Here is a 23840-nt window from a genome sequence, read left to right on the forward strand (position 1 = left end):
TGGGTGAGATTCACCGTACAACAGAAACGAGTGAGCCCTCTCAGTTTACCTGCGCACCTGCAACCCGTTGTTTAACGTCGCTGCGGGGGTAAACGGAAAGGGCTCCCGAGGGATTACATCCTCGATGCCGCCAGCGTGTGGCGCGCGGTGAGCCGATTAACGGCTACGGAAGACAATGCGGCCTTTGCTCAGGTCGTACGGGGTCAGCTCTACAGTGACTTTGTCGCCCGTCAGGATGCGGATATAGTTTTTACGCATTTTACCGGAGATGTGTGCGGTTACCACGTGCCCGTTTTCCAATTCAACGCGGAACATGGTGTTGGGCAGCGTATCAAGAACGGTGCCCTGCATTTCAATATTGTCTTCTTTGGCCATCGAATCCTCTAGGTCTAACTACCTTAGTTTTTAACCGGCAAGATAATGCCGAAAAACCCCCATTATGTAAAGATGTGTCGGTGAACATTGCACCGTTTCCATCAATTAGTTTACTGGATAGGGCGGTTCAACCGGCTGTGGGGATATGACTTGCGGCGCCCAGCACGCCGGTGCCAAAGGCCGCCGTTGAAGGGTGCTGAGCTGCTGCAAGAATTGACGGCGCGGAATTTCACGCGCGCCAAGGCGGGCAGTGTGAGCGTTCAGCACCTGGCAGTCAATCAATTCCCCGCCATAAGCGGCAAAATGGCGGCAAAAGGCCATCAATGCGCATTTTGAGGCGTTGGTGACGCGGCTGAACATCGATTCGCCGCAGAACAACGCGCCCTGCGCCACGCCGTACATGCCGCCAACCAGTTGATCATCCTGCCAGACCTCCACCGAGTGCGCGTAGCCGAGGCGATGCAGATGCTGATAGGCGCGCTGCACCTCCGGGCCGATCCAGGTGCCTTCATCCGGTCGGTGGGCGCAGGCGGCGATCACCGCGGCGAAGTCGTGATTGAGCGTGATGCGAAACGGATCGTGGCGCAGAAAGCGTTTCAGGCTGCGGTTAAGATGAAACTCGGCCGGGAACAGCACCGCACGCGGGTCGGGCGACCACCACAGGATGGCCTCTCCCGGCGAATACCAGGGGAAGATGCCGCGCTCATAGGCCGCCAGCAGCCGCGGCGCCGTGAGGTCGCCGCCGATCGCCAGTAGGCCGTTGGGGTCGCGCAGGGCGCCCTCAGGCGAGGGAAACGCCAGCGACTGCGGGGAGAGCTTAACGATGCGCATACAGGGTCTCTGCGTCCTCTACGGGCCGATTAAGGCGCCAGGTTGCTGATACGGTTGCGAAAGCGGGCATAGCGGCCCTGCTGGCGCATCAGGGCCGCGTGATTGCCCTGTTCGACAATCCGGCCGTCGTCCATCACGCAAATGCGGTCGAGATGTTCCAGGCCATACAGGCGGTGCGTCACCAGGATCAGCGTCTTGCCCTGACAATGCCGGCGCAGCAGCGCCAGGATCTGCTGCTCGGTTTCGGCGTCCAGCCCTTCGGTCGGTTCGTCAAGCAGCAGCAGCGGGGCCGGATGCAGCAGCGCACGGGCGATGCCCAGACGGCGCTGTTCGCCGCCGGACAGTTGGCGGCCGCCTTCGCCGAGCCAGGCGTTCAGTCCGCCGTCGCCGGCCAGCAATTTGCCGAGCCCCACCTGCTGCAGGACGTCACTCAAACGAGCGTCGTCGGCATCCGGTGCGGCCAGCCGCAGGTTTTCCCGCAGCGTATCGCTGAAGATATGCACTCGCTGGCTGACGACCGTGGTCATTCGGCGCAGCGTGGTTTCATCATAATCCTCCAGCGGTTCGCCGTTGAGTAGAATTTTGCCGCCGTCGGTGCGCCAGGCGCGGGTCAGCAGCTGCAGCAGGGTGGACTTGCCGCAGCCGGTGCGGCCGAGCAAGGCGATGTGTTCGCCGGCCGCCACCTCAAGCGTGACGTCGCGCAGCACCGGCTGCGGCTGATCGGGGTAGGTGAAACTCAACTGCTGCAGGCTGAGCTGCGCCCGGTCGGCAGCGGCCGGGCCGGCGGCAGGGAAGGTGACTTCCGGTTGGCGATCGATGATCTGTTTGACCCGCGTGGCGGAGGCGATCACCTGACCGAGATGCTGGAAGGCGCCGGCCACCGGCATCAGCGCTTCGAACGACGCCAGCGCGGCGAAGACAAACAGCGCGATCAACGCGCCGGGTTGGGTATCGCCGCCGATGCCCGCGGCGGTCAGCCACAGCAGCAGCGTCACCGTCAGCCCGCTGGCGAGGATCATCAGCGCCTGCGCCTTGCCGCTCAGCGAGGCCTGCTGCCACTGGCGGCGTTGCCACCGCTGTTCGGTGGCGTTCAGCGTCTTGCGGAAGTCGTTGACGGCGCCGAACACCACCAGTTCCGCCTGCCCCTGCAGCCAGGCGGTCAGGTCGGTGCGGTATTGACCGCGCAGCGCGGTGAGTTGGCCACCGATCGGTTTGCCGGCGCGATAGAACACCGGCGGCACCAGCAGCAGCAGCAGCAGCAGAATGCCGCCCAGCGTCAGGGCGAGTGCAGGATCCAGCCAGCTCAGGCCGTAAGTGACGACCAGGATCACCACCGCCGCGCTGATCAGCGGCGAGATCACCCGCAGATAAAGGTGATCCAGCGTGTCCACGTCCGCTACCAGGCGGTTGAGCAGGTCGGCCTGGCGGAAACGGGCGATGCCGCCCGGCGTCAGCGGCAGGATCTTGCTGAAGGTGAACACCCGCAGGTGCGACAGCACGCGGAAGGTGGCGTCGTGGCTGACCACGCGCTCGGCGTAGCGCCCGGCGGTGCGGAAGATCGCCGCGCCGCGCACGCCGGCGGCGGGCAGCATGTAGTTGAAGGTCAGCAGACCCGCCAATCCGGCCAGCGAAGAGGCGGCCAGGAACCAGCCGGAGAGCGCCAGCAGGCCGATGCTGGCCAACAGGGTGACGATCGCCAAAATGATGCCCAGGCTAATCAGCAGGCTATGGCGGCGATACAACGCCAAAAACGGCAGCAACACGCGCATGATTAAAGCTCCCCGCGGCGGTGGGCGATCAGAGTGGCGAACAGGCCCGGTTGGGCGCTGAGGGTAGCGTAATCGCCCTGTTGCACGATACGCCCGTTATCCATCACCCAAATCTGATCGTAGTCTTCGGTATCTTCCAGCTGATGCGTCACCAGCAGGGTGGTTTGTTGATGCGAAGCGGCATTCAACGCCTGCATCACCCGTTGTTCGCTATGGGCATCGAGGCTGGCGGCCGGTTCATCGAGCAGCAGCAAGCGGCGCGGGCCGATCAGCGCCCGGGCGACCGCCACGCGCTGCGCCTGGCCGACCGACAGACGGGCGGCGTTATCGCCCACTTCGGTGTCGAGCCCCTGCGGCAGATACGGCAGCAGCTCGCTGACGTAGGCGTGTTCCACCGCCTGCTGCAGCTGCGTTTCGTCGGCCTGCGGGCAGCCCAGCAGGATATTGGCGCGCAAGGTTTGCGCCGGCAGGTGCGGGTTTTGCCCGACCCAGCTCAGCTGCTGCCTCCAGTTCTCTGCGGACAGGTCACGCAGTTCGATGCCGTTGACGGTCAACGATCCACGGTAGGGCAGAAAACCGAGCAGCAGATTGAGCAGCGAACTTTTGCCGGCGCCGCTCAGCCCGACCAGCGCCACGCGCTGCTGCGGTTGCAGGGTGAAACTCAGCGGCCCGGCCAGCAGCACGCCGTTCGGCGACAGAATTTCCAATTCGTTCGCCTGTAGCGTCAGCGGTTGCTCAGCGGGCAACTTCCGCGTGCCGTTGCCCATCTGCTCGCCTTCGGCGCTGAGGAAGGTTTCCAGCGCTTCCGCCGCGCCGACCGCCTGCGCCTTGGCATGGTAGAAGGTGCCGAGATCGCGCAGCGGTTGGAAGAACTCCGGCGCCAGAATCAGCACCAGAAAACCGGAAAACAGCGTTACGCCGAGGCCATAGCTGCCGAAGTTGAGTTCGCCGAGGTAAGAAAAGCCGAAATACACCGCCACTACGGCGATGGAGATCGACGCGAAGAACTCCAGCACGCCGGAGGAGAGGAAGGCCATGCGCAGCACTTCCATGGTGCGGCTGCGGAAGTCTTCGGAGGATTTGGCGATCTGCGTGGTTTCGGCCTGCGCGCGGTCGAACAGCCGCAGGGTGTCCAGGCCGCGCAGGCGGTCGAGGAAGTTACCGCTCAATCGCGCCAGCGCCACAAAGTTGCGGCGGTTGGCGTCGGCGGCCCCCATGCCCACCAGCGCCATAAACAGCGGGATGAGCGGCGCGGTCGCCAACAGAATCAAACCGGCGGCCCAGTTGATCGGGAAGACGGCGATCAAGATCAGCAGCGGGATAAACACCGCCAGATACATCTGCGGCAGATAGCGCGAGTAATAGTCCTGCATATCCTCGATCTGTTCGACGATGATGCTGGCCCAGCTGCCCGCCGGTTTGCCCTGGATCCAGGCCGGCCCGAGCTGCTGCAGCTTATCCAGCACCTGCCGGCGCATGCGCTGGCGGATCACCTGCCCACACAGAAAACCGACCCGTTCCCGCAGCCAGCTCAGCAGCGCCCGCAGCGCGAACGCGACGGCCAGCCAGATAAACGAAGGGATCAGTTGCTCACGCGGGGTGTGTTCGATGATCAGGGCGTGCAGCAGGCTGGCCAGCAGCCACGCCTGCGCCACGATCAGCAGGCCGCTGAACAACCCCAACAGCATGGAAAGGCGCAGCCAACGCTGCGCTAACGAACTCTGGGTTTTAAGCCAACGGGTTAACTGTTGCTGTCTGGTTTTTTTCATCAGATATGCGTCTGCGTCGCCGGCGCCCGTTTGTTACGGGCTGGGTTAACGTACTGTTAAATAATAGTGTTTGGCGCAATCGGCGACAAACAAGCGAGGCCTCATGTTACCTCGTGACCCGGCAGACTGAAAAGAATAAAGCGGGCAAATATGGCTATAACAGATGGGAGGGAGAGATTGCTGAACCCAGAAACAAAAAAAGCGGCTCGAGAGCCGCTTTTTGCCGATGATGAAAACGTCTTAGCAGACTTCTGCGCCGGCGATGCCGTCCAGATAACGCTCTGCGTCCAGCGCCGCCATGCAGCCGGTGCCGGCGGAGGTGATCGCCTGACGGTAGATGTGATCCATCACGTCGCCCGCGGCGAAGACGCCGGGGATAGTGGTTTGGGTCGCATTGCCGTGAATGCCGGACTGCACCTTGATGTAGCCGTTTTCCAGCTCCAGCTGACCGCCGAAGATGCCGGTGTTCGGGCTGTGGCCGATGGCGATGAACACGCCGGCCAGTTCCAGCTCACGGGTTTCGTTTTCCGCTTTGGTGCTGCGGATACGCACGCCGGTCACGCCCATTTCATCGCCCAGCACTTCGTCCAGCGTATGGTCGGTGTGCAGCACGATGTTGCCGCTCTTCACTTTTTCCATCAGCCGGTCGATCAGGATTTTCTCCGAGCGGAAGCTGTCGCGACGGTGGATCAGGTGAACCTCGGCGGCGATGTTTGACAGGTACAGCGCTTCTTCAACGGCGGTATTGCCGCCGCCGACCACCGCGACTTTCTGGTTACGGTAGAAGAAACCGTCGCAGGTTGCGCAGGCGGAAACGCCTTTGCCCTTGAATGCGTCTTCGGAAGGCAGGCCAAGATAGCGGGCGGAGGCGCCGGTCGCGATGATCAGCGCGTCGCAGCTGTATTCACCGCTGTCGCCGAACAGGCGGAACGGACGCTGCTGCAGATCGACGCTGTTGATGTGGTCGAAGACGATTTCAGTCTGGAACTTCTCCGCGTGCTCGCGCATGCGCTCCATCAACGCCGGGCCGGTCAGGCCTTCGGCGTCGCCGGGCCAGTTTTCCACTTCGGTGGTGGTGGTCAGCTGGCCGCCTTGTTCCAGACCGGTGATCAGCACCGGGTTCAGGTTGGCGCGCGCCGCGTAGACGGCGGCGGTGTAACCGGCCGGGCCGGAACCCAGAATCAGTAATTTGCTATGTTTAGCCGTGCCCATGAATAACCTCTTTATTCCACAATGGCGGACAATGAAGCCGATTGTAGGGAAAATGGCGCAGTAAAAAAAGCGCCGGGCGACGTTGTTAACGATTTGTATGATAGTTGTCGCCTATTAATGCATCCGTTGTCGGTAAATCGGTCGTCGAACGCAGAAATTTAACTTATCAAAGCCGCATTCGGCCAGCGAATCGCCAACCGTGCAAAAACGGCGCACTCTGCGGCTTCCGCCGCTCCCGACCGGGGTTTATCAGCCAGCGATTCATAATCAAAAATGGGATGCAGACTTTTCATGACGGTACGTTGTTCTGATTTTGCTTCTTTTACTTTGACAATCCGCTGCGCATTTGCGAAAACATCATAGGAAGAAGAAATTATCCCCGTAACACCAGCAAATCGTACGTATTTGCGCCGCAAGGCGACGATACGCAGCGGGAGTGCGGAGCAGGGCGCGCAAGCGTTTGCTGATTTTTTCTCGACCGAAACATCGTTGCCGGCGCTGCGCGGAGTTGGACAGACAGGCTGCGCGGCGTGGAATGATGGCAGTGAAGAAGCACATGACAGGCATCGGGTCTTCGCTTGGAACGAACCCTTACACATTGACGTTGGCTAGGGTGTGGCAAGTGCACGGAAGAAAATAAGAGAGACAATAATAATGGCAGACAACAAGAAACGCCCGGGTAAAGATCTTGACCGTATCGACCGCAACATCCTGAATGAGCTGCAGAAGGATGGGCGTATTTCGAACGTCGAGCTTTCGAAGCGCGTGGGGTTATCCCCGACACCATGTTTGGAACGCGTGCGCCGTCTCGAGCGCCAGGGTTTCATTCATGGCTATACCGCATTGCTGAACCCGCATTATCTGGATGCGTCCCTGCTGGTTTTCGTGGAGATCACGTTGAACCGCGGCGCGCCGGATGTGTTTGAGCAATTCAACTCGGCAGTGCAGAAGCTTGAAGAGATTCAGGAGTGTCATCTGGTTTCCGGCGATTTCGACTACCTGTTGAAAACCCGCGTACCGGACATGTCGGCTTACCGCAAATTGCTGGGCGAAACCTTGCTGCGTTTGCCGGGGGTTAACGACACCCGTACCTACGTAGTGATGGAAGAAGTGAAACAGAGTAACCGTCTGGTTATCAAAACACGGTAAGGTGCAGGTGCAAAACCTGATTAAATTGGTTACACTCCTGTTTATTCATACAGTTTCGGCGCCGGGGCAGTTTCTCGGCGCTGTTGCTATGTCAGCTAACAGGAACCTGGAGAGCCTTTCTTGAGCCAGGAATATACAGAAGATAAAGAAGTTACCCTGAAAAGACTCAGCAGTGGCCGGCGTTTGCTGGAAGCTGTGCTTATCGTGGTAGCGATTTTTGCCGTTTACCTCATGGCTGCGCTGGTCAGTTTCAACCCGTCTGACCCAAGCTGGTCGCAGACCGCGTGGCATGAGCCGATTCACAATCTGGGCGGCGGTGTCGGGGCCTGGTTGGCCGATACGCTGTTCTTCACCTTCGGGGTGCTCGCCTACGCGATACCGCCGATCATGCTGGTCCTGTGCTGGGCGGCTTATCGCCAACGCAGCAACAGAGACTACATCGACTATTTCGCGCTTTCCCTGCGCCTGATCGGCACCCTGGCGTTAGTGCTCACCTCCTGTGGGTTGGCGGCGCTGAACGTTGACGATCTCTATTACTTCGCCTCCGGCGGCGTGATCGGCAGCCTGCTGAGCAACGCCATGTTGCCGTGGTTCAACGGCATCGGCGCTACGCTGGCGCTGCTGTGCGTATGGGCGGCGGGGTTGACGCTGTTTACCGGCTGGTCCTGGCTGGTGATCGCCGAGAAGATCGGCGGGGCGGTGTTGGGCGTTGCGACGGTGATGACCAATCGCTCACGTCGCGAAGAGCGCTATTTCGAGGATGACGAGCGTTACGTTGACGACGAGCCTGAGCAGGCAGGGAAGGGCGCCGCCGCAGCGGTTGCCGCGACCGCCGCCGGAGCCGCGGCCGCCGATGACGACGTGCTGTTCTCCGCGCCTTCGGTTACCGAAAGCGCCAAAGCGGCGGCGGAAGACGCCGCCGATCCGTTGCTCAGCGGCCTGCGCGCCGACGATGGTGAGCTTGAAGCAGAAGCCGCACCCAGCGCGCCGGTGGCTTCGCCTGCACCGACGGTGAAGGCAGAGATCCACGAGCCCGTCGCTGCGCCGATCGCCGCTCAGGCGCCGTCGGTAACGGTGGCGCCGGCCGCGCCGGCCTCGGTCAATCAGCACCCGGTAAGTGCGTCGGCGCAAGACGCTACGCCGCCGCTGTATTCCTTCGAGATCCCGGAAGAAACGCCTGCGCCTAAGGCGACGCGTCCTGTCGATCCTTATCAGGATGACGATGAGCCGCGCCTTGGCAACTGGCAAGAGCCGGCCGCGCCGCAGCCGCCGGCGCGTTCTCCCTTTGATTTTACCGCCGCACAGCGTGACAGCGTTGACATCGGCAGTTCGAGCGGTTTCAGCGCCACCGGCGCCAAACCGCAGCCGGATACGGCGGCAGCCGCTGCTGCGGGCGTTGCGGCGGCGACCTTTATGCCGGCCTTCACGGCGACCAGCGACGGCAATCCGCAGGTTAAGCAGGGCATCGGTCCTGAGCTGCCGCGGCCGAACCCGGTACGCATCCCGACCCGTCGCGAGCTGGCTTCCTACGGTATCAAGCTGCCTTCGCAGCGTGCGGCCGAACAGGAACAGCGCCAGACAGAGGCGGAGCCTCAACAGCTGACGGCGGCGAACCCGCAGGAAGAAGAGGCGCTGCAAGAAGCCGCGCTGCGCCAGGCGTTCGCCGAGCAGCAAAGCCAGCGCTACGGCGAAAGCTACGCGCCGGAGCAGGATGATGAACAGGCTCAGCAGGAGGCTGAGCTTAGCAAAGCGTTCGCCGAGCAACAGAGCCAGCGTTACGGCGAAGACCAGCAGGACGACGAAGCGGCGCGGCAAGAGGCTGCGCTGCGTCAGGCATTCGCCGAGCAGCAGCAGGCGCGTTATGGCCAGCAAGAGCCTGCTCCGCAGGCGCCGGCCGCCAGCCCGGTCGATACCCGCAATGCTTTCAGCTTCTCGCCAATGGCGGATCTGGTGGACGATGGCCCGAGCGAGCCGATGTTCACGCTGTCGCCGCAGCTTGAAGAGCGCATTGAACTGGAAAGCGAGCAAGAGGACGACATGCCGTTCGGCCAGTTTGAGCCTGCGGCGCCGGCTGCTCAACCTCAGCAATCGCACCCTCAGCCTCAACAATACCAACAGCCGCAGCAGCAATATCAGCAGCCGCAGCAACAGCCGCAGGTGCAGCAGCCTCAGCAACCTCAGGCTGAGCAGCATCCGGCGATGGACAGCTTGATTCACCCGTTCCTGATGCGCAACGATCAGCCGCTGCAGAAACCGACCACGCCTCTGCCGACGCTGGATCTGCTGACCGAAGCGCCGAAAGAAGTGGAGCCGGTCGATTCCTTCGCGCTGGAACAGAAAGCGCGCCTGGTGGAGGCCAGCTTGGCCGATTATCGCGTGAAAGCCGACGTGGTGGACATCCTGCCGGGGCCGGTCATCACCCGCTTCGAGCTGGATCTGGCGCCGGGCGTTAAAGCGGCGCGCATTTCCAACCTGTCGCGCGATCTGGCGCGCTCGCTGTCGACTTCGGCGGTGCGCGTGGTGGAAGTGATCCCCGGTAAGCCTTATGTCGGTCTGGAGCTGCCGAACGCCAAGCGGCAAACGGTATACCTGCGCGAGGTGCTGGATTGCCCGGCCTTCCGCGACAACCCGTCGCCGCTGTCCATCGTATTAGGTAAAGACATCTCCGGCGAGCCGGTGGTGGCCGATCTGGGCAAAATGCCGCACTTGCTGGTCGCCGGTACCACCGGCTCCGGTAAATCGGTCGGGGTCAACGCCATGATCCTGAGCATCCTGTATAAGGCCACGCCGAAAGAAGTGCGCTTTATCATGATTGACCCGAAAATGCTGGAACTGTCGGTTTACGAAGGCATTCCGCACCTGTTGACCGACGTGGTCACCGACATGAAAGACGCCGCCAATGCGCTGCGCTGGTGCGTGGGTGAAATGGAACGCCGCTATAAGCTGATGTCAGCTCTGGGCGTGCGTAACCTGGCCGGCTACAACGAACGCGTCGATCAGGCCGAAGCGATGGGGCGTCCGATCCCGGATCCGTTCTGGAAACCGACCGACAGCATGGACATCACGCCGCCGGTGTTGGAGAAAGAGCCGTACATCGTGGTGATGGTCGACGAATTCGCCGACCTGATCATGACAGTCGGCAAGAAGGTCGAAGAGCTGATCGCCCGTCTGGCGCAAAAAGCGCGTGCGGCGGGCATCCACCTGGTGCTGGCGACCCAGCGTCCGTCGGTGGATGTGATCACCGGCCTGATCAAGGCCAACATCCCGACGCGTATCGCCTTTACCGTGTCGAGCAAGATCGACTCCCGCACCATCCTCGATCAGGGGGGCGCCGAGTCCTTGCTGGGCATGGGTGATATGCTTTATCTGGCGCCGAACTCCTCGATCCCGGTGCGCGTACATGGCGCATTCGTGCGCGATCAGGAAGTGCACGCGGTGGTCAAGGATTGGAAAGCGCGCGAGCGGCCCCAATATAAAGAGGGCATTCTCAGCGGCGGTGAAGACGGCGAGGGCGGTGCCGGCGGCGGTATGGACGGTGACGAAGAGCTGGATCCGCTGTTTGATCAGGCGGTGGATTTCGTGGTGGATAAACGCCGCGCCTCCATCTCCGGCGTACAGCGCCAGTTCCGCATCGGCTATAACCGCGCCGCGCGCATCATCGAACAGATGGAAGCGCAGGGCATCGTCAGCGAGCAGGGGCACAACGGCAACCGCGAGGTGCTGGCGCCGCCGCGGCACGATTGATGGTCGTTTAGCCATTGCAACTCAATAAGAAAGGGCCGCTTAAGCGGCCCTTGTGCAAAGAAGCGTAAACCCGTTTCTTCTCGGAACATTGGCCTACCGGCCGTTCGCCGGCTTCGGGTAAAGTAACGGGGTAAAGGGTTGATTTGACCCGCACGGCGCCGCCTTGCGGTTAACGCATTTCATAAGGTATCTGGAATAATGAAAAAACTGTTAGTTGCCTGCTGTCTGCTTTCGGGATTCGCTTCTACCTCCGTGCTGGCCGACGCCGCACAGGATCTGCAAAGTCGCCTGGCGAAGGTGAACAGTTTCCACGCCAGCTTCTCGCAAACCGTGACCAGCGCCGACGGCGCCGCGGTGCAACAGGGGGAAGGCGAGCTGTGGGTGAAGCGGCCGAACCTGTTCAACTGGCACATGACGTCACCCGATGAGAGCGTGCTGGTCTCCGATGGCCAAACCCTGTGGTTCTATAACCCGTTCGTTGAGCAGGTGACGGCGACCTGGCTGAAGAACGCCACCGGCAATACGCCGTTTATGCTGATCACCCGCAACAATGCCAGCGACTGGAAGCAGTACAACGTGAAGCAAAAGGGCGATGATTTCGAGCTGACGCCGAAATCCGCCAGCGGCAACCTGAAGCAGTTCGCCATCAGCGTGACCAACAGCGGCACCATCCGCAGCTTCGCCGCGGTGGAGCAGGACGGCCAGCGCAGCGCTTATACGCTGAAAAGCCAGCAGAACGTCACCGCCGATCCGGCCAAATTCAAATTTACCCCGCCGAAGGGGGTGACGCTGGACGACCAGCGCCAGTGAGGTGCAAGTGAGTAATAATCTGTCGCTCGATTTTTCCCAGAACGAGTTCCAGCCGTTGGCCGCGCGTATGCGGCCGACCACGCTGGCGCAGTATATCGGCCAGCAGCACCTGCTGGCCGCCGGCAAGCCGCTGCCGCGCGCTATCGAGGCCGGGCAGCTGCACTCGATGATTTTATGGGGGCCGCCGGGCACAGGGAAGACGACGCTGGCAGAGCTGATCGGCCGTTATGGTCAGGCGGACGTCGAACGGATCTCCGCCGTGACCTCCGGGATCAAGGAGATCCGCGAGGCGATCGAACGGGCGCGGCAAAACCGCGACGCCGGCCGCCGCACTATTCTGTTCGTCGATGAAGTGCACCGCTTCAACAAAAGTCAGCAGGACGCCTTCCTGCCGCACATTGAAGACGGCACCATCACCTTTATCGGCGCCACTACCGAAAACCCGTCGTTCGAACTGAACTCAGCGCTGCTGTCGCGCGCCCGCGTCTATTTGTTGAAGGCGCTGACCGCCGAAGACATCGGCCAGGTGCTGGATCAGGCGATGAACGACAAGGCGCGCGGTTTTGGCGGCCAGAACGTCGAGCTGCCGGCGGAAACGCGCCGCCTGCTGTCGGAGCTGGTGGGCGGCGATGCGCGCCGGGCGCTGAACAGCCTGGAAATGATGGCGGACATGGCGGAGCTCGACGCCAAAGGCGTGCGGGTGCTGACGCCGGAGCTGCTGAAGGAGGTGTCGGGCGAGCGCAGCGCGCGCTTCGACAACAAGGGCGACCGTTATTACGACCTGATTTCCGCGCTGCATAAATCGGTGCGTGGTTCGGCGCCGGACGCCGCGCTGTACTGGTATGCGCGCATCATTACCGCCGGCGGCGATCCGCTCTATGTGGCGCGCCGTCTGTTGGCGATTGCCTCTGAAGACGTGGGCAACGCCGATCCGCGCGGCATGCAGGTGGCGATCGCCGCCTGGGATTGTTTCACCCGCGTGGGGCCGGCGGAGGGCGAGCGCGCCATTGCGCAGGCGATTGTTTACCTGGCCTGCGCGCCGAAAAGCAACGCGGTTTACACCGCGTTCAAGGCCGCCATGCGCGACGCCAAAGAGCAGGCCGATTATGACGTGCCGGAGCATTTGCGCAACGCGCCGACCAAGCTGATGAAGGAAATGGGGCTGGGGGCGGAATACCGTTACGCTCACGACGAACCCAACGCCTATGCCGCCGGCGAGAACTACTTCCCGCCCGAAATGGCCAACACGCGCTACTACCAACCGACCTCGCGCGGGCTGGAAGGGAAAATCGGCGAAAAGTTGGCATGGCTGGCTGAGCAGGATCAAAATAGCCCGACAAAACGCTACCGCTAGCGTGGCCGTTGCGGTAAGGTTAGCGGGTATCACTCTTCTTTTATGCGGCTATAAATCAGCCGCATAGAACAACAACACTTCTTTCAATAACAACAAGCACAGGATTAGCATGCTCGATCCCAATCTGCTGCGTAATGAGCTAGACGCAGTCGCCGTCAAACTGGCTCGCCGAGGCTTTAAACTCGATCTGGATCTGCTGCGTTCGCAGGAAGAACGCCGCAAAGTTCTGCAGGTAGAAACTGAAACGCTGCAAGCGGAACGCAACTCCCGATCGAAATCCATCGGCGCGGCCAAAGCGCGTGGGGAAGACATCGAGCCGCTGCGTCGCGAAGTGAACGAGCTGGGTGACAAGCTGGATGCCGCCAAGGCGGAACTGGATGCGCTGCAGAGCGAGATCCGCGATTATGCCCTGACGCTGCCTAACCTGCCGGACGACGCCGTGCCGGACGGTAAAGACGACAGCGAAAACCTGGAAGTCACCCGCTGGGGTGAACCGCGCCAATACGACTTCGCGGTGCGCGATCATGTCGATCTGGGCGAAATGGCCGGCGGGCTGGATTTTGCCGCCGCGGTTAAGCTGACAGGTTCGCGCTTCGTGGTGATGAAAGGGCAAATCGCCCGCATGCACCGCGCGCTGTCCCAGTTCATGCTGGATCTGCACACCGAACAGCACGGCTACCTGGAGGCCTACGTGCCTTACCTGGTCAACCACGCCACGCTGTACGGCACCGGCCAACTGCCGAAGTTCGGCGAAGACCTGTTCCATACCCGCCCGCTGGAAGAAGAAGCCGACAGCAGCAACTACGCGCTGATCCCAACGGCGGAAGTGCCGCTGACCAACCTGGTGCGCGACGAGATCGTGGAAGAGGAAACTCTGCCGCTGAAGATGACCGCGCACACGCCATGCTTCCGTGCGGAAGCCGGTTCTTACGGCCGTGACACCCGCGGTTTGATCCGTATGCACCAGTTCGACAAGGTCGAAATGGTTCAGATAGTCCGTCCGGAAGATTCGATGGATGCCCTGGAAGAGCTGACCGGCCATGCGGAGAAAGTGCTGCAGCTGCTGAACCTGCCTTACCGCAAGGTGCTGCTGTGCACCGGCGACATGGGCTTCGGCGCCTGCAAGACCTACGATCTGGAAGTGTGGCTGCCGGCGCAGAACACCTACCGCGAGATCTCGTCCTGCTCTAACATGTGGGACTTCCAGGCGCGCCGCATGCAGGCTCGCTGCCGCAGCAAGGCCGACAAGAAGCCGCGTCTGGTCCACACGCTGAACGGCTCCGGCCTGGCGGTCGGCCGTACGCTGGTGGCGGTGCTGGAAAACTACCAGCAGGCCGACGGTCGCATTCAGGTGCCTGAAGTGCTGCGTCCTTATATGGGCGGCCTGGAATACATCGGTTAAACGGCAAAGCATTTGAAAAAAGCGCCTGCGGGCGCTTTTTTTATGTCGGAAATTCAGTCTGTCGCCAGCGCGTAAGCCTGTTTAATGTAGTCCGCCAGGTGCTTGTTTTTCACTTCGGCGGGCGAGTGGAGCTTGATGTGCCGCCGATATTGGCCGTTGCCTTCAAGTTGCTGATAGCGATCTTCCAGTCGGTGCCCTTGGCCGAATTCCACCGTGACGTGACTGCGGTAGGCGAAAACGCCGCAGAAAAATTGAGTATGCGAGAACATGATGCCGCCGTATTTGACCGATTCGGTGATGCCACTGCCGCTCGCCGCAGCGACCCGGCGCACCTGTTGTACGATCTCCAGCAGCTCGCCGTGCGTGCTGCCGATGTCTGCCAGCAAGGTCTCGACCGCCGCATTATTTGCCTGACTCATCTCGCTTCTCCGTCGTTAAATCCGCTCTGCGCTGAGCATAGCGCTTTTTCAGCCGCTTAGCCGGAAACAAATCGTGCGCTGGAATGATAAGAGGCGATTGACTTTTTTATCGCCAGTGGCATGATGCGCGCACTCTCATTGCGCGTTCGGTCACAATTTCACTATGTCCGCTTACTCCCGCCCGGTGCTCTTATTGCTCTGCGGCCTCTTGCTGCTCACGGTATCCATTGCCGTTTTGAATACGTTAGTGCCGCTTTGGTTAACCCATGCTCAGCTGTCGACCTGGCAAGTGGGTATGGTCAGCTCCTCTTATTTCAGCGGCAACCTGTTGGGCACGTTGGTAGCGGGCAAACTGATCCAGCGCGTTGGCTTCACCCGCAGCTATCATCTCTCTTGTTTGCTGTTCGCCGCCGCGACCGCCGGCATGGTGCTGTCGATCGATTTCTGGAGCTGGCTGGGCTGGCGCTTCTTCGCCGGCGTCGGGTGTGCCTGGATCTGGGTGATCGTGGAGAGCGCGCTTTTGCGCAGCGGCAATTTGAGCAACCGTGGCCAGCTGCTGGCGGCCTATATGATTGTCTATTACCTCGGTACGGTGACCGGCCAGTTACTGTTGAGCATGACCTCGACCGAATTGCTGCACGTGGTGCCGTGGGTGACCGCGATCGTGATCAGCGCCATGCTGCCGATGTTGTTCGCGCGGGTAAACCGCCATGAAGACGAGCCGCAGCAGGCGGCGGTATGGACAATGTTGAGACGCCGCAGTGCGCGCCTGGGCATCAACGGCTGCATCATCTCCGGCATCGTGCTCGGCTCGCTGTATGGCCTGATGCCGCTGTATCTCTCTCATCAGGGCATGAGCGACGCTAACGTCGGCTACTGGATGGCGCTGTTGGTCAGCTCCGGCATCGTCGGCCAATGGCCGGTCGGGCGCCTGGCCGATCGTTACGGGCGCCTGCTGGTGCTGCGCATTCAGGTGTTTGTGGTGATCCTCGCCAGCGTGGCGATGCTCGGCAACTACGCCATGGCGCCTTCACTGTTCATCCTCGGCTGCGCCGGCTTTACCCTGTATCCGGTGGCGATGTCCTGGGCCTGTGAGAAGGCAATGCCGCACGAACTGGTGGCGATGAACCAGGCGCTGCTGATGAGTTACACCATCGGCAGCTTGCTGGGCCCATCGATGACGGCGCTGCTGATGCAGAACTATTCCGACCGCGTGCTGTTCGTGATGATCGCCGCCGTGGCGCTGGTTTACCTGCTGATGCTGCTGAAAAAGCAGAAGCCGGATCGCCATCACACGCCGTTCGCCGCCGCCTGAGCATAAAAAAAACCGGCCATGAGCCGGTTTTTTCTTTGGTGCTGCGTCAGTCAGTAAATCACTTTGTGGCCGTAGCTTTCCAGGATGCCTTTGACGCGATCCATGGTCTCGGCCTTCGGTGGATGCACGCCGTCCAGTTTGTACTCTTCCCCCATCGCTATCCATTTGTGCTTGCCCAGCTCGTGGTAAGGCAGCAGCTCGATTTTCTCGATGTTGGTCATGTCCTTGGTGAACTCGCCCAGCAGGTGCGCCGATTTATCGTCGTCTGACCAACCCGGCACCACCACGTAACGGATCCAGGTGCGCTGGTTGCGTTTCGCCAGATAGCGGGCGAATTCCAGCGTGCGGTGGTTGGAGACGCCGACCAGATTCTGGTGGATCTCGTCGTTCATCTGTTTCAGATCCAGCATCACCAGATCGGTGGTGTCCAGCAATTCGTCGATCACCGGATCGTAGCGGCGCACGAAGCCATTGGTGTCCAGGCAGGTGTTGATGCCTTCGGCATGGCAGGCGCGGAACCAGTCGCGCACGAATTCAGCCTGCAGGATCGCCTCGCCGCCGGACGCGGTCACGCCGCCGCCGGAAGCGTTCATGAAGTGGCGGTAGGCCACCGCGTCTTTCATCAGCTCTTCGACGGTCACTTCTTTACCGCCGTGGGTGTCCCAGGTGTCACGGTTATGGCAATAGAGGCAGCGCATCAGGCAGCCCTGGAAGAAGACGATAAAGCGGATCCCGGGCCCATCGACGGTGCCGCAGGATTCGAAGGAGTGGATGCGACCAGTTACTGACATTGCGGGGTTTTCTCCAATATGGACTGTCAAACGCAGTCTAAAAATAGGCGCGTGGCCGCCGGCCAGGTATCTGCGATGCAGCGGCGGGGGATCCGCCACCGGGGGTAATGATGCCTGTCGGCCGGTCAGTTGCCGGATAACTGTTTTGCCGGCTATCCATTCAGTATAGATGTCCGGCAAAACAGACTCGCACAGAGTCAGGGGAGAGCGGTGGGAGAAAAGGGCCGGCAGAACCGGCCCCGACGTTGGCACCGGGCGGTCTCCCGCCCGGTCGGCGTTATTACATCGTTTGAGTGAAGGTACGAGTAATGACGTCCTGCTGTTGCTCTTTGGTCAGCGAGTTAAAGCGCACGGCGTAACCGGAGACGCGGATGGTCAGCTGAGGGTATTTCTCAGGGTTTTCCATCGCGTCCAGCAGCATTTCGCGGTTCATTACGTTGACGTTCAGATGCTGACCGCCTTCGATGGAGGCTTCATGGTGGAAGTAACCATCCATCAGGCCCGCCAGGTTGGCTTTACGCACGTCGTCGTCTTTACCCAGCGCGTTAGGCACGATGGAGAAGGTATAGGAGATCCCGTCTTTCGCGTAGGCAAACGGCAGTTTGGCTACCGAGGTCAGGGAGGCGACTGCACCTTTCTGGTCACGGCCGTGCATCGGGTTGGCACCTGGGCCGAACGGTGCGCCTGCGCGGCGGCCATCCGGGGTGTTACCGGTTTTCTTACCGTACACCACGTTGGAGGTGATGGTCAGTACGGACTGGGTCGGTACCGCGTTGCGGTAGGTGCGCAGTTTCTGAATTTTCTTCATGAAACGTTCCACCAGATCGCAGGCGATGTCATCGACGCGGGCGTCGTTGTTACCGAACTGCGGATATTCGCCTTCCACTTTGAAGTCGATAGCCAGGCCGTCTTCGTCGCGAATGGTGGTGACTTTCGCGTACTTGATGGCGGACAGGGAGTCGGCCGCAACGGACAGACCGGCGATGCCGCAAGCCATGGTGCGATAAACGTCACGGTCATGCAGCGCCATCAGCGCAGCTTCGTAGCTGTACTTGTCGTGCATGTAGTGAATGATGTTCAGCGCGGTCACGTACTGCTTGGCCAGCCAATCCATAAAGTGGTCCATGCGGGCCATGACTTTGTCATAGTCCAGCACTTCGTCCATCATCGGCGCTTCTTTCGGGCCGACCTGCATTTTCAGTTTCTCGTCAACGCCGCCGTTGATGGCGTACAGCATGGTTTTCGCCAGGTTGGCGCGGGCGCCGAAGAACTGCATTTGCTTACCGACGATCATCGGGCTGACGCAACAGGCGATGGCGTAGTCATCGTTGTTGAAGTCAGGACGCATCAGGTCGTCGTTTTCGTACTGTACGGAAGAGGTATCGATGGACACTTTCGCCGCGAATTTCTTGAAGTTCAGCGGCAGCTTCTCAGACCACAGGATGGTCATGTTCGGCTCCGGAGACGGCCCCATGGTGTACAGGGTGTTCAGGAAGCGGAAGCTGTTTTTGGTGACCAGGGTACGGCCGTCGACGCCCATACCGGCCAGGGATTCGGTCGCCCAGATTGGGTCACCGGAGAACAGTTCATCGTACTCAGGGGTACGCAGGAAGCGCACCATACGCAGTTTCATCACCAGGTGGTCGATCAGTTCCTGCGCTTGCTCTTCGGTCAGTTTGCCCGCCTTGATGTCGCGTTCGATGAACACGTCGAGGAAGGTAGACACGCGGCCGAAGGACATGGCGGCGCCGTTCTGGGATTTCACCGCGGCCAGGTAGCCGAAGTAGGTCCACTGCACTGCTTCTTGGGCGCTGGTGGCCGGGCCGGAGATGTCGTAACCGTATTTGGCGGCCATCTCTTTGATCTGAGCCAGAGCGCGATGCTGTTCAGCGATCTCTTCGCGCAGCTGGATGGTCATTTCCAGGTCTTCGCCGTTTTCCAGTTTTTCCTGCAGCGATTTGAACTGGTTCAGCTTGTCGGCCATCAGGAAGTCGATGCCGTACAGCGCCACGCGGCGGTAGTCGCCGATGATGCGGCCACGGCCGTAAGCGTCTGGCAGACCGGTCAGCACGCCGGATTTACGGCAGTTCAGGATGTCTTTGGTGTAAACGTCGAATACGCCCTGGTTGTGGGTTTTACGGTATTCGGTGAACACTTTTTTCAGCTGCGGATCCAGTTCGCGGCCGTATACTTTGCACGAACCTTCGACCATTTTGATGCCGCCGAACGGGATCAGCGCGCGTTTCAGAGGGGCGTCGGTCTGCAGACCCACGATGGTTTCCAGCTCTTTGGCGATGTAACCCGCGTCGTGAGAAACGATGGTTGAAGCAACGTTGGTGTCGAAATCAACTGGCGCATGAGTGCGGTTTTCCAGTTTGATCCCTTCCATAACCTTGTCCCACAAGGTGGTGGTGGCTTGAGTTGCGCCAGCCAGGAAGGATTCGTCACCTTCATAAGGCGTGTAGTTTTTCTGGATGAAGTCACGAACGTTGACTTCATTCTGCCAGTCACCCTTGCTGAAACCTTCCCAAGCGTTGGCTAATTTCTCGTTAAGTTCGGTCATTGTACACCTACCTTTGATTGTGGATTTCTAACTCTGCACGCGGTAACTCACAGCTTAGTGCTGTTCGCGGCCCCCGCGCAGATAAATTACCCAGTAAGTCAACCCAACCAGCAGACCGCCGCCGATGATGTTACCAATGGTGACCGGAATCAGGTTGTCGATGATGAAGTTGCTTACTGTCAGATGAGCGAATTGCTCAGGTACCGCCCCTACGGCTTGCCAGAATTCCGGCGTGGCGAAGTGTTTGACCACGATGCCCATAGGGATCATAAACATGTTGGCGATGCTGTGTTCGAAGCCGCTGGCGACAAACATACCGACCGGCAGCACCATGGCGAGCATCTTGTCGGTCAGGGTACGGCCGGAGTAGCTCATCCAGACCGCCAGGCAGACCATCAGGTTAGCCAGAATGCCGAGGCAGACGGCTTCGATAAAGGTGTGATGCAGCTTGTGGTCCGCGGTTTGCAGAACATTCAGGCCCCACTGGCCGTTGGCGACCATATACTCGCCGGAGAACCAGATCAGCGCCACGAAGAACAGCGCGCCGACCAGGTTGCCGAGATAAACGTTCAGCCAGTTGGCGCCCAGTTGGCCCCAGCTGATGCGGCCGCTGGCCTTGGCGATGACGATAAGCACGGTAGAGGTGAACAGGTCGGCGCCCGACACCACTACCAGCATTAACCCGAGAGAGAAGCAGATGCCGCCGACCAGTTTCGCCAGCCCGAAAGGCACGCCGGCGGTGCCGGTGGTCGCCGTAATGTAGAAAACGAAGGCGATGGAAATGAAGACACCGGCGGTGATCGCCAAATAAAACGTTTTCAGCGGATGTTTGGTGGCTTTATACACGCCGGCATCTTCAGCGATTTTCGCCGTTGCCGCAGGTAAAATCAGATCGAATGGGCTGTCAGTTTTCAAACTAACTCTCGCTCTTAAGGGTTAAAACAACGCAATGAGATACTAGCAAAGCAGTATAGGGGAAAATTTGATTTGGATCATAAGGCGGGGAAGTAGAGCGCCAAAATGGCATGTTTTCTGTGTGGTTTTTATGGTTAATTTATTGAATTTAAACAAAAAACAATTTTTTAATGTTTGCAATTTTTTTTGAATTCACCCGATGTGCCGAGGGTGTCAAAGTTAAATTTTTAGGCGTTTTGTCGCCGTTCGTCGCTGAAAGTTTAATTATCGGTTAATTATTATTTCACCGTCCGGCAACAATCGCCGGTTTATTTATTCTTATGCTCGTTTAACCGCCTATTTTCCTGCGGGAAAATAAAACAGAATGCGTTGAAATAAACCGCAAAATGAAAACGCCGCAGCGGAGTGCGGCGTTTGACCGGGGAGGGTACCCCAAAAGTGGCGGTACCCCCAATGGCGATTAGGCCTTGGCCCAGTGACGGCGCTTGGCCGCCTGCAGTTTCTCGTAGGCCGCCAGCAGCGCCTGATGGGCCGGCAACGCCTTCAAATCGGCATCGACGGCGAACAGCCCGTTGAAGCGCTCTTCACCGCTGATGGCGGCCGAGGCCGCGTCCACCGCTTCCTGGCCGTACATTTTCACGAACGCGGTATAGTATTGCGCCGCTTCGCGCTCATGCTCCTGTGCCAGCAGCAACAGCGTTTGCAGGCAACGGTAGTAGTTGCTGCGCGCCGGGCTCAGCACCGAGGCGTTGAAGTCCTGCGTCCATTCGGTCCAAATCAGCGCCTGATCCAGATCGCCGCCCGCCAGCGCCAGCATCGACTTCAGCTCGCCCACGCGCAGGGTATACCAGGCGTTGTCTTTGCCGCTGGCAATGCCCAGCAGTTCGCGTACGCGGGTGAAATCGTCCAGCCCTTCGTCGTCCAACTGCTCGATCAGCGCCAGGTATTCTTCCGGCTCCCACTCGCTGCCCGGCAACGCCAGCAGCGTATCGCGCAGGTGCGCGCCCATGCTGTTGTTGGCCAGCAGCAGGTCTTCCGCCGGGTAGATATCGGACATGCCCGGCACGATGATGCGGCAAGCGTAGACGCCCAGGTGTTCGTAGTCGGCGATGTACACTTCCGCGTCTTCTTTGTCGAAGATGCTCATCAGGGTGGCGAACTCTTCCTGCGTGCTGCCGCTGAAGCTCCAGTCAACGAACGGATAGTCCGCGTCCTGCTTGAACAGATCCCACGAGATCAGGCCGCTGGAGTCGATGAAGTGCGTTTCCAGGTTGGTGTGTTCCGCCACTTCTTCGTCATCGAAGGTCGGCGCGGTGAACACGTCGAGATCTTTCAGGCTGCGGCCCTGAAGCAGTTCGGTCACCGTGCGCTCCAGCGCCACGCCGAAGTCCGGGTGCGCGCCGAACGAGGCGAAGCAGGTGCCGTTGGTCGGGTTGAACAGCACCACGCAGATCACCGGGTAGTTGCCGCCCAGCGAGGCGTCGTAGGAGAGGATTGGGAAACCTTCCTCTTCCAGCTTGGCGATGGCTTCCACCACGCCCGGGTAGCGGTTCAGCACCTCTTCCGGGATCGCCGGCAGGCTGATGGATTCGGCGATAATGCGGTTTTTCACATAGCGCTCGAACACTTCCGACAGGCCCTGCACGCGCGCTTCGTTGGCGGTGTTGCCGGCGGACATGCCGTTGGAAACATACAGGTTGCCGATGATGTTCATCGGAATGTACACCGTTTGCTGATCGGACTGACGGGTGAACGGCAGCGCGCAGATGCCGCGATCGGCATTGCCGGACTGCAGATCGACAAGATCGCTGGCGCTCAGCTCTTGTTGCGGATCGTAGAAGGCGTGCAGACGCTCGTCGAGGATGCCGGCCGGCAGCGCATCGTCCGCCGGGATCGGGAACCATTTCTCATTCGGGTAGTGCACGAAGTCGCCTTCGGCGATCTGCTTGCCCAGATAGAAATCGGCGAAGAAGTAGTTGGTGGACAGGCGCTCGAAATATTCACCCAGCGCAGAGGCCAACGCGGCTTTTTTGCTGGCGCCTTTGCCGTTGGTGAAGCACAGCGGACAATCGCGATCGCGAATGTGCACCGACCATACGTGCGGCACCGGGTTCAGCCAGGAGGCTTCTTCGATGTTGAAACCGAGATCGCTCAGTTTCTGCTGGAAACGGGCGATGGAATCTTCCAGGGCGGCGTCTTTACCGGGGATAAAAGTTTGCGTCATTGTCTTCACTTTTTGCGCGTACTAAAAACGCGCAATGATACGGGGTTTTACGCTGGAGCTCCACGTATTCCTAAAGCGGCGGCAAAGTCACAGTTTTTTTAAGGATAAAGGTCATAATTCAGCGAGTTATCTGTCACGGAGAAATCTAATGAAATCAGTGAAACTCAGCGTGTTAACCCTTTTGTTGACCGGCGTCAGCGCCTCGGCGCTGGCGCTGCCCAACATCACCCTGCTGGCGACCGGCGGCACCATCGCCGGCGGCGGCGATTCGGCGACGAAATCCAACTATACCGCGGGCAAACTGGGCGTCGAGGCGCTGGTCGATGCGGTGCCGGCGCTGAAGAACATCGCCAACGTGCAGGGGGAGCAGGTGGTTAACATCGGCTCGCAGGACATGAACGATCAGGTCTGGCTGACGTTGGCGAAGAAAATTGACGCCGACTGCGGCAAAACCGACGGCTTCGTCATCACCCACGGCACCGATACGCTGGAAGAGACGGCCTATTTCCTCGATCTGACGGTGAAGTGCGACAAGCCGGTAGTGCTGGTCGGGGCGATGCGGCCGGCGACGGCGATGAGCGCCGACGGCCCGTTCAATCTTTATAACGCGGTGGTGACGGCGGCGGATCCGCAATCGGCCAACCGCGGGGTGCTGGTGGCGATGAACGACAGCGTGCTGGACGCACGAGATGTCACTAAAACCAGCACCACCGCCGTGCAAACCTTCCAGTCGCCGAACTTCGGCCCGCTGGGATACATCCACAACGGCAAGATCGATTATCAGCGTTCGCCGCAGCGCAAGCACACCCGGGAGACGCCGTTCGACGTCAGCAAGCTGAACGAACTGCCGAAGGTCGGCATCATTTACAACTACGCTAACGCCTCCGATGCGCCGGCCAAGGCGCTAATCGCCGAAGGGTACCAGGGCATCGTCAGCGCCGGGGTCGGCAACGGCAACCTGTATAAAACCGTGTTCGACACTCTGGCGACGGCGGCGCACAACGGCGTGGCGGTGGTGCGTTCTTCGCGCGTGCCGACCGGCGCGACCACCGAGGATGCGGAAGTGGACGACGCCAAATACGGTTTCGTGGCCGCCGGCACGCTGAATCCGCAAAAAGCGCGCATTCTGCTGCAGCTGGCGCTGACGCAAACCAAAGACGCGAAGCAGATCCAGCAAATGTTCAATCAGTACTGATCG

General features: G+C 60.1%; 18 protein-coding genes. 7 read left to right on the top strand and 11 right to left on the bottom strand.

All coding sequences use genetic code 11. From position 1 onward, the window contains the following. Window positions 1-156 precede the first annotated feature (156 nt). The 6 genes from infA to ACMGG9_RS07120 form a co-directional block, all read right to left on the bottom strand. Complete coding sequence (gene infA, locus ACMGG9_RS07095; RefSeq protein ID WP_002211347.1) at window positions 157-375, bottom strand: translation initiation factor IF-1; 219 nt, start codon at window positions 373-375, stop codon at window positions 157-159. Between the two features lie 105 nt (window positions 376-480). After that, entirely contained in the window at window positions 481-1206 is a 726-nt protein-coding gene (gene aat / locus ACMGG9_RS07100) for a leucyl/phenylalanyl-tRNA--protein transferase (RefSeq protein ID WP_033642550.1), read from the bottom strand. Between the two features lie 29 nt (window positions 1207-1235). Further along, the gene (gene cydC, locus ACMGG9_RS07105) at window positions 1236-2975 is read right to left on the bottom strand and encodes a heme ABC transporter ATP-binding protein/permease CydC (RefSeq protein WP_197666408.1); all 1740 of its coding nucleotides are present in this window, start codon (window positions 2973-2975) and stop codon (window positions 1236-1238) included. 2 nt (window positions 2976-2977) lie between these two features. After that, window positions 2978-4744 carry a heme ABC transporter permease/ATP-binding protein CydD gene (cydD, locus tag ACMGG9_RS07110; protein WP_413714984.1) on the bottom strand — a complete coding sequence of 589 codons (1767 nt, stop codon included), beginning with the start codon at window positions 4742-4744 and terminating at the stop codon, window positions 2978-2980. A 240-nt stretch (window positions 4745-4984) separates the two neighbouring features. Beyond that, complete coding sequence (trxB, locus tag ACMGG9_RS07115; protein ID WP_019454557.1) at window positions 4985-5956, bottom strand: thioredoxin-disulfide reductase; 972 nt, start codon at window positions 5954-5956, stop codon at window positions 4985-4987. A gap of 158 nt (window positions 5957-6114) precedes the next feature. After that, entirely contained in the window at window positions 6115-6555 is a 441-nt protein-coding gene (locus tag ACMGG9_RS07120) for a hypothetical protein (RefSeq protein ID WP_129993320.1), read from the bottom strand. 55 nt (window positions 6556-6610) lie between these two features. Here ACMGG9_RS07120 and lrp point away from each other — a divergent pair, with 55 nt between their 5' ends. The 5 genes from lrp to serS all read left to right on the top strand — a co-directional run bounded on the left by lrp (window position 6611) and on the right by serS (window position 14415). After that, a complete protein-coding gene (gene lrp / locus ACMGG9_RS07125; protein ID WP_004928318.1) occupies window positions 6611-7105 on the top strand; it encodes a leucine-responsive transcriptional regulator Lrp in 495 nt (164 codons plus the stop codon). A 120-nt stretch (window positions 7106-7225) separates the two neighbouring features. Continuing rightward, window positions 7226-10849 (top strand): DNA translocase FtsK 4TM domain-containing protein, encoded by a 3624-nt coding sequence (locus tag ACMGG9_RS07130; protein WP_206359611.1) that lies wholly within the window; start codon window positions 7226-7228, stop codon window positions 10847-10849. A gap of 198 nt (window positions 10850-11047) precedes the next feature. Continuing rightward, window positions 11048-11659: an outer membrane lipoprotein chaperone LolA gene (gene lolA / locus ACMGG9_RS07135; protein WP_033642555.1), complete on the top strand. Its 612-nt coding sequence runs from the start codon at window positions 11048-11050 to the stop codon at window positions 11657-11659. A 67-nt stretch (window positions 11660-11726) separates the two neighbouring features. After that, the gene (locus ACMGG9_RS07140) at window positions 11727-13013 is read left to right on the top strand and encodes a replication-associated recombination protein A (RefSeq protein WP_046897122.1); all 1287 of its coding nucleotides are present in this window, start codon (window positions 11727-11729) and stop codon (window positions 13011-13013) included. A 109-nt stretch (window positions 13014-13122) separates the two neighbouring features. Continuing rightward, window positions 13123-14415: a serine--tRNA ligase gene (gene serS, locus ACMGG9_RS07145; protein WP_033642556.1), complete on the top strand. Its 1293-nt coding sequence runs from the start codon at window positions 13123-13125 to the stop codon at window positions 14413-14415. Between the two features lie 53 nt (window positions 14416-14468). Here the strand turns inward: serS and ACMGG9_RS07150 are convergent, their stop codons facing one another. Then, window positions 14469-14834 (bottom strand): DUF1801 domain-containing protein, encoded by a 366-nt coding sequence (locus tag ACMGG9_RS07150; RefSeq protein ID WP_042784105.1) that lies wholly within the window; start codon window positions 14832-14834, stop codon window positions 14469-14471. A gap of 163 nt (window positions 14835-14997) precedes the next feature. Here ACMGG9_RS07150 and ACMGG9_RS07155 point away from each other — a divergent pair, with 163 nt between their 5' ends. Next, the gene (locus ACMGG9_RS07155) at window positions 14998-16149 is read left to right on the top strand and encodes an MFS transporter (protein ID WP_033642558.1); all 1152 of its coding nucleotides are present in this window, start codon (window positions 14998-15000) and stop codon (window positions 16147-16149) included. Between the two features lie 50 nt (window positions 16150-16199). Here the strand turns inward: ACMGG9_RS07155 and pflA are convergent, their stop codons facing one another. The 4 genes from pflA to ycaO all read right to left on the bottom strand — a co-directional run bounded on the left by pflA (window position 16200) and on the right by ycaO (window position 22642). Beyond that, window positions 16200-16940 (bottom strand): pyruvate formate lyase 1-activating protein, encoded by a 741-nt coding sequence (pflA, locus tag ACMGG9_RS07160; RefSeq protein WP_031299859.1) that lies wholly within the window; start codon window positions 16938-16940, stop codon window positions 16200-16202. A 280-nt stretch (window positions 16941-17220) separates the two neighbouring features. Then, window positions 17221-19503, bottom strand: a complete 2283-nt coding sequence (pflB, locus tag ACMGG9_RS07165; protein WP_004928286.1) for a formate C-acetyltransferase — start codon at window positions 19501-19503, stop codon at window positions 17221-17223. A 54-nt stretch (window positions 19504-19557) separates the two neighbouring features. Beyond that, complete coding sequence (gene focA / locus ACMGG9_RS07170) at window positions 19558-20418, bottom strand: formate transporter FocA (protein ID WP_019454548.1); 861 nt, start codon at window positions 20416-20418, stop codon at window positions 19558-19560. A gap of 460 nt (window positions 20419-20878) precedes the next feature. Further along, window positions 20879-22642 (bottom strand): 30S ribosomal protein S12 methylthiotransferase accessory factor YcaO, encoded by a 1764-nt coding sequence (ycaO, locus tag ACMGG9_RS07175; RefSeq protein WP_414162007.1) that lies wholly within the window; start codon window positions 22640-22642, stop codon window positions 20879-20881. 148 nt (window positions 22643-22790) lie between these two features. Between ycaO and ansB the strand changes: the two genes are divergently transcribed. Beyond that, window positions 22791-23837, top strand: coding sequence for an L-asparaginase 2 (ansB, locus tag ACMGG9_RS07180; protein ID WP_033650671.1), 1047 nt, complete (start codon window positions 22791-22793; stop codon window positions 23835-23837). Window positions 23838-23840 lie beyond the last annotated feature (3 nt).

The organism is Serratia sp. BNK-10 (assembly GCF_047456065.1).
GTDB lineage: Bacteria > Pseudomonadota > Gammaproteobacteria > Enterobacterales > Enterobacteriaceae > Serratia > Serratia ureilytica.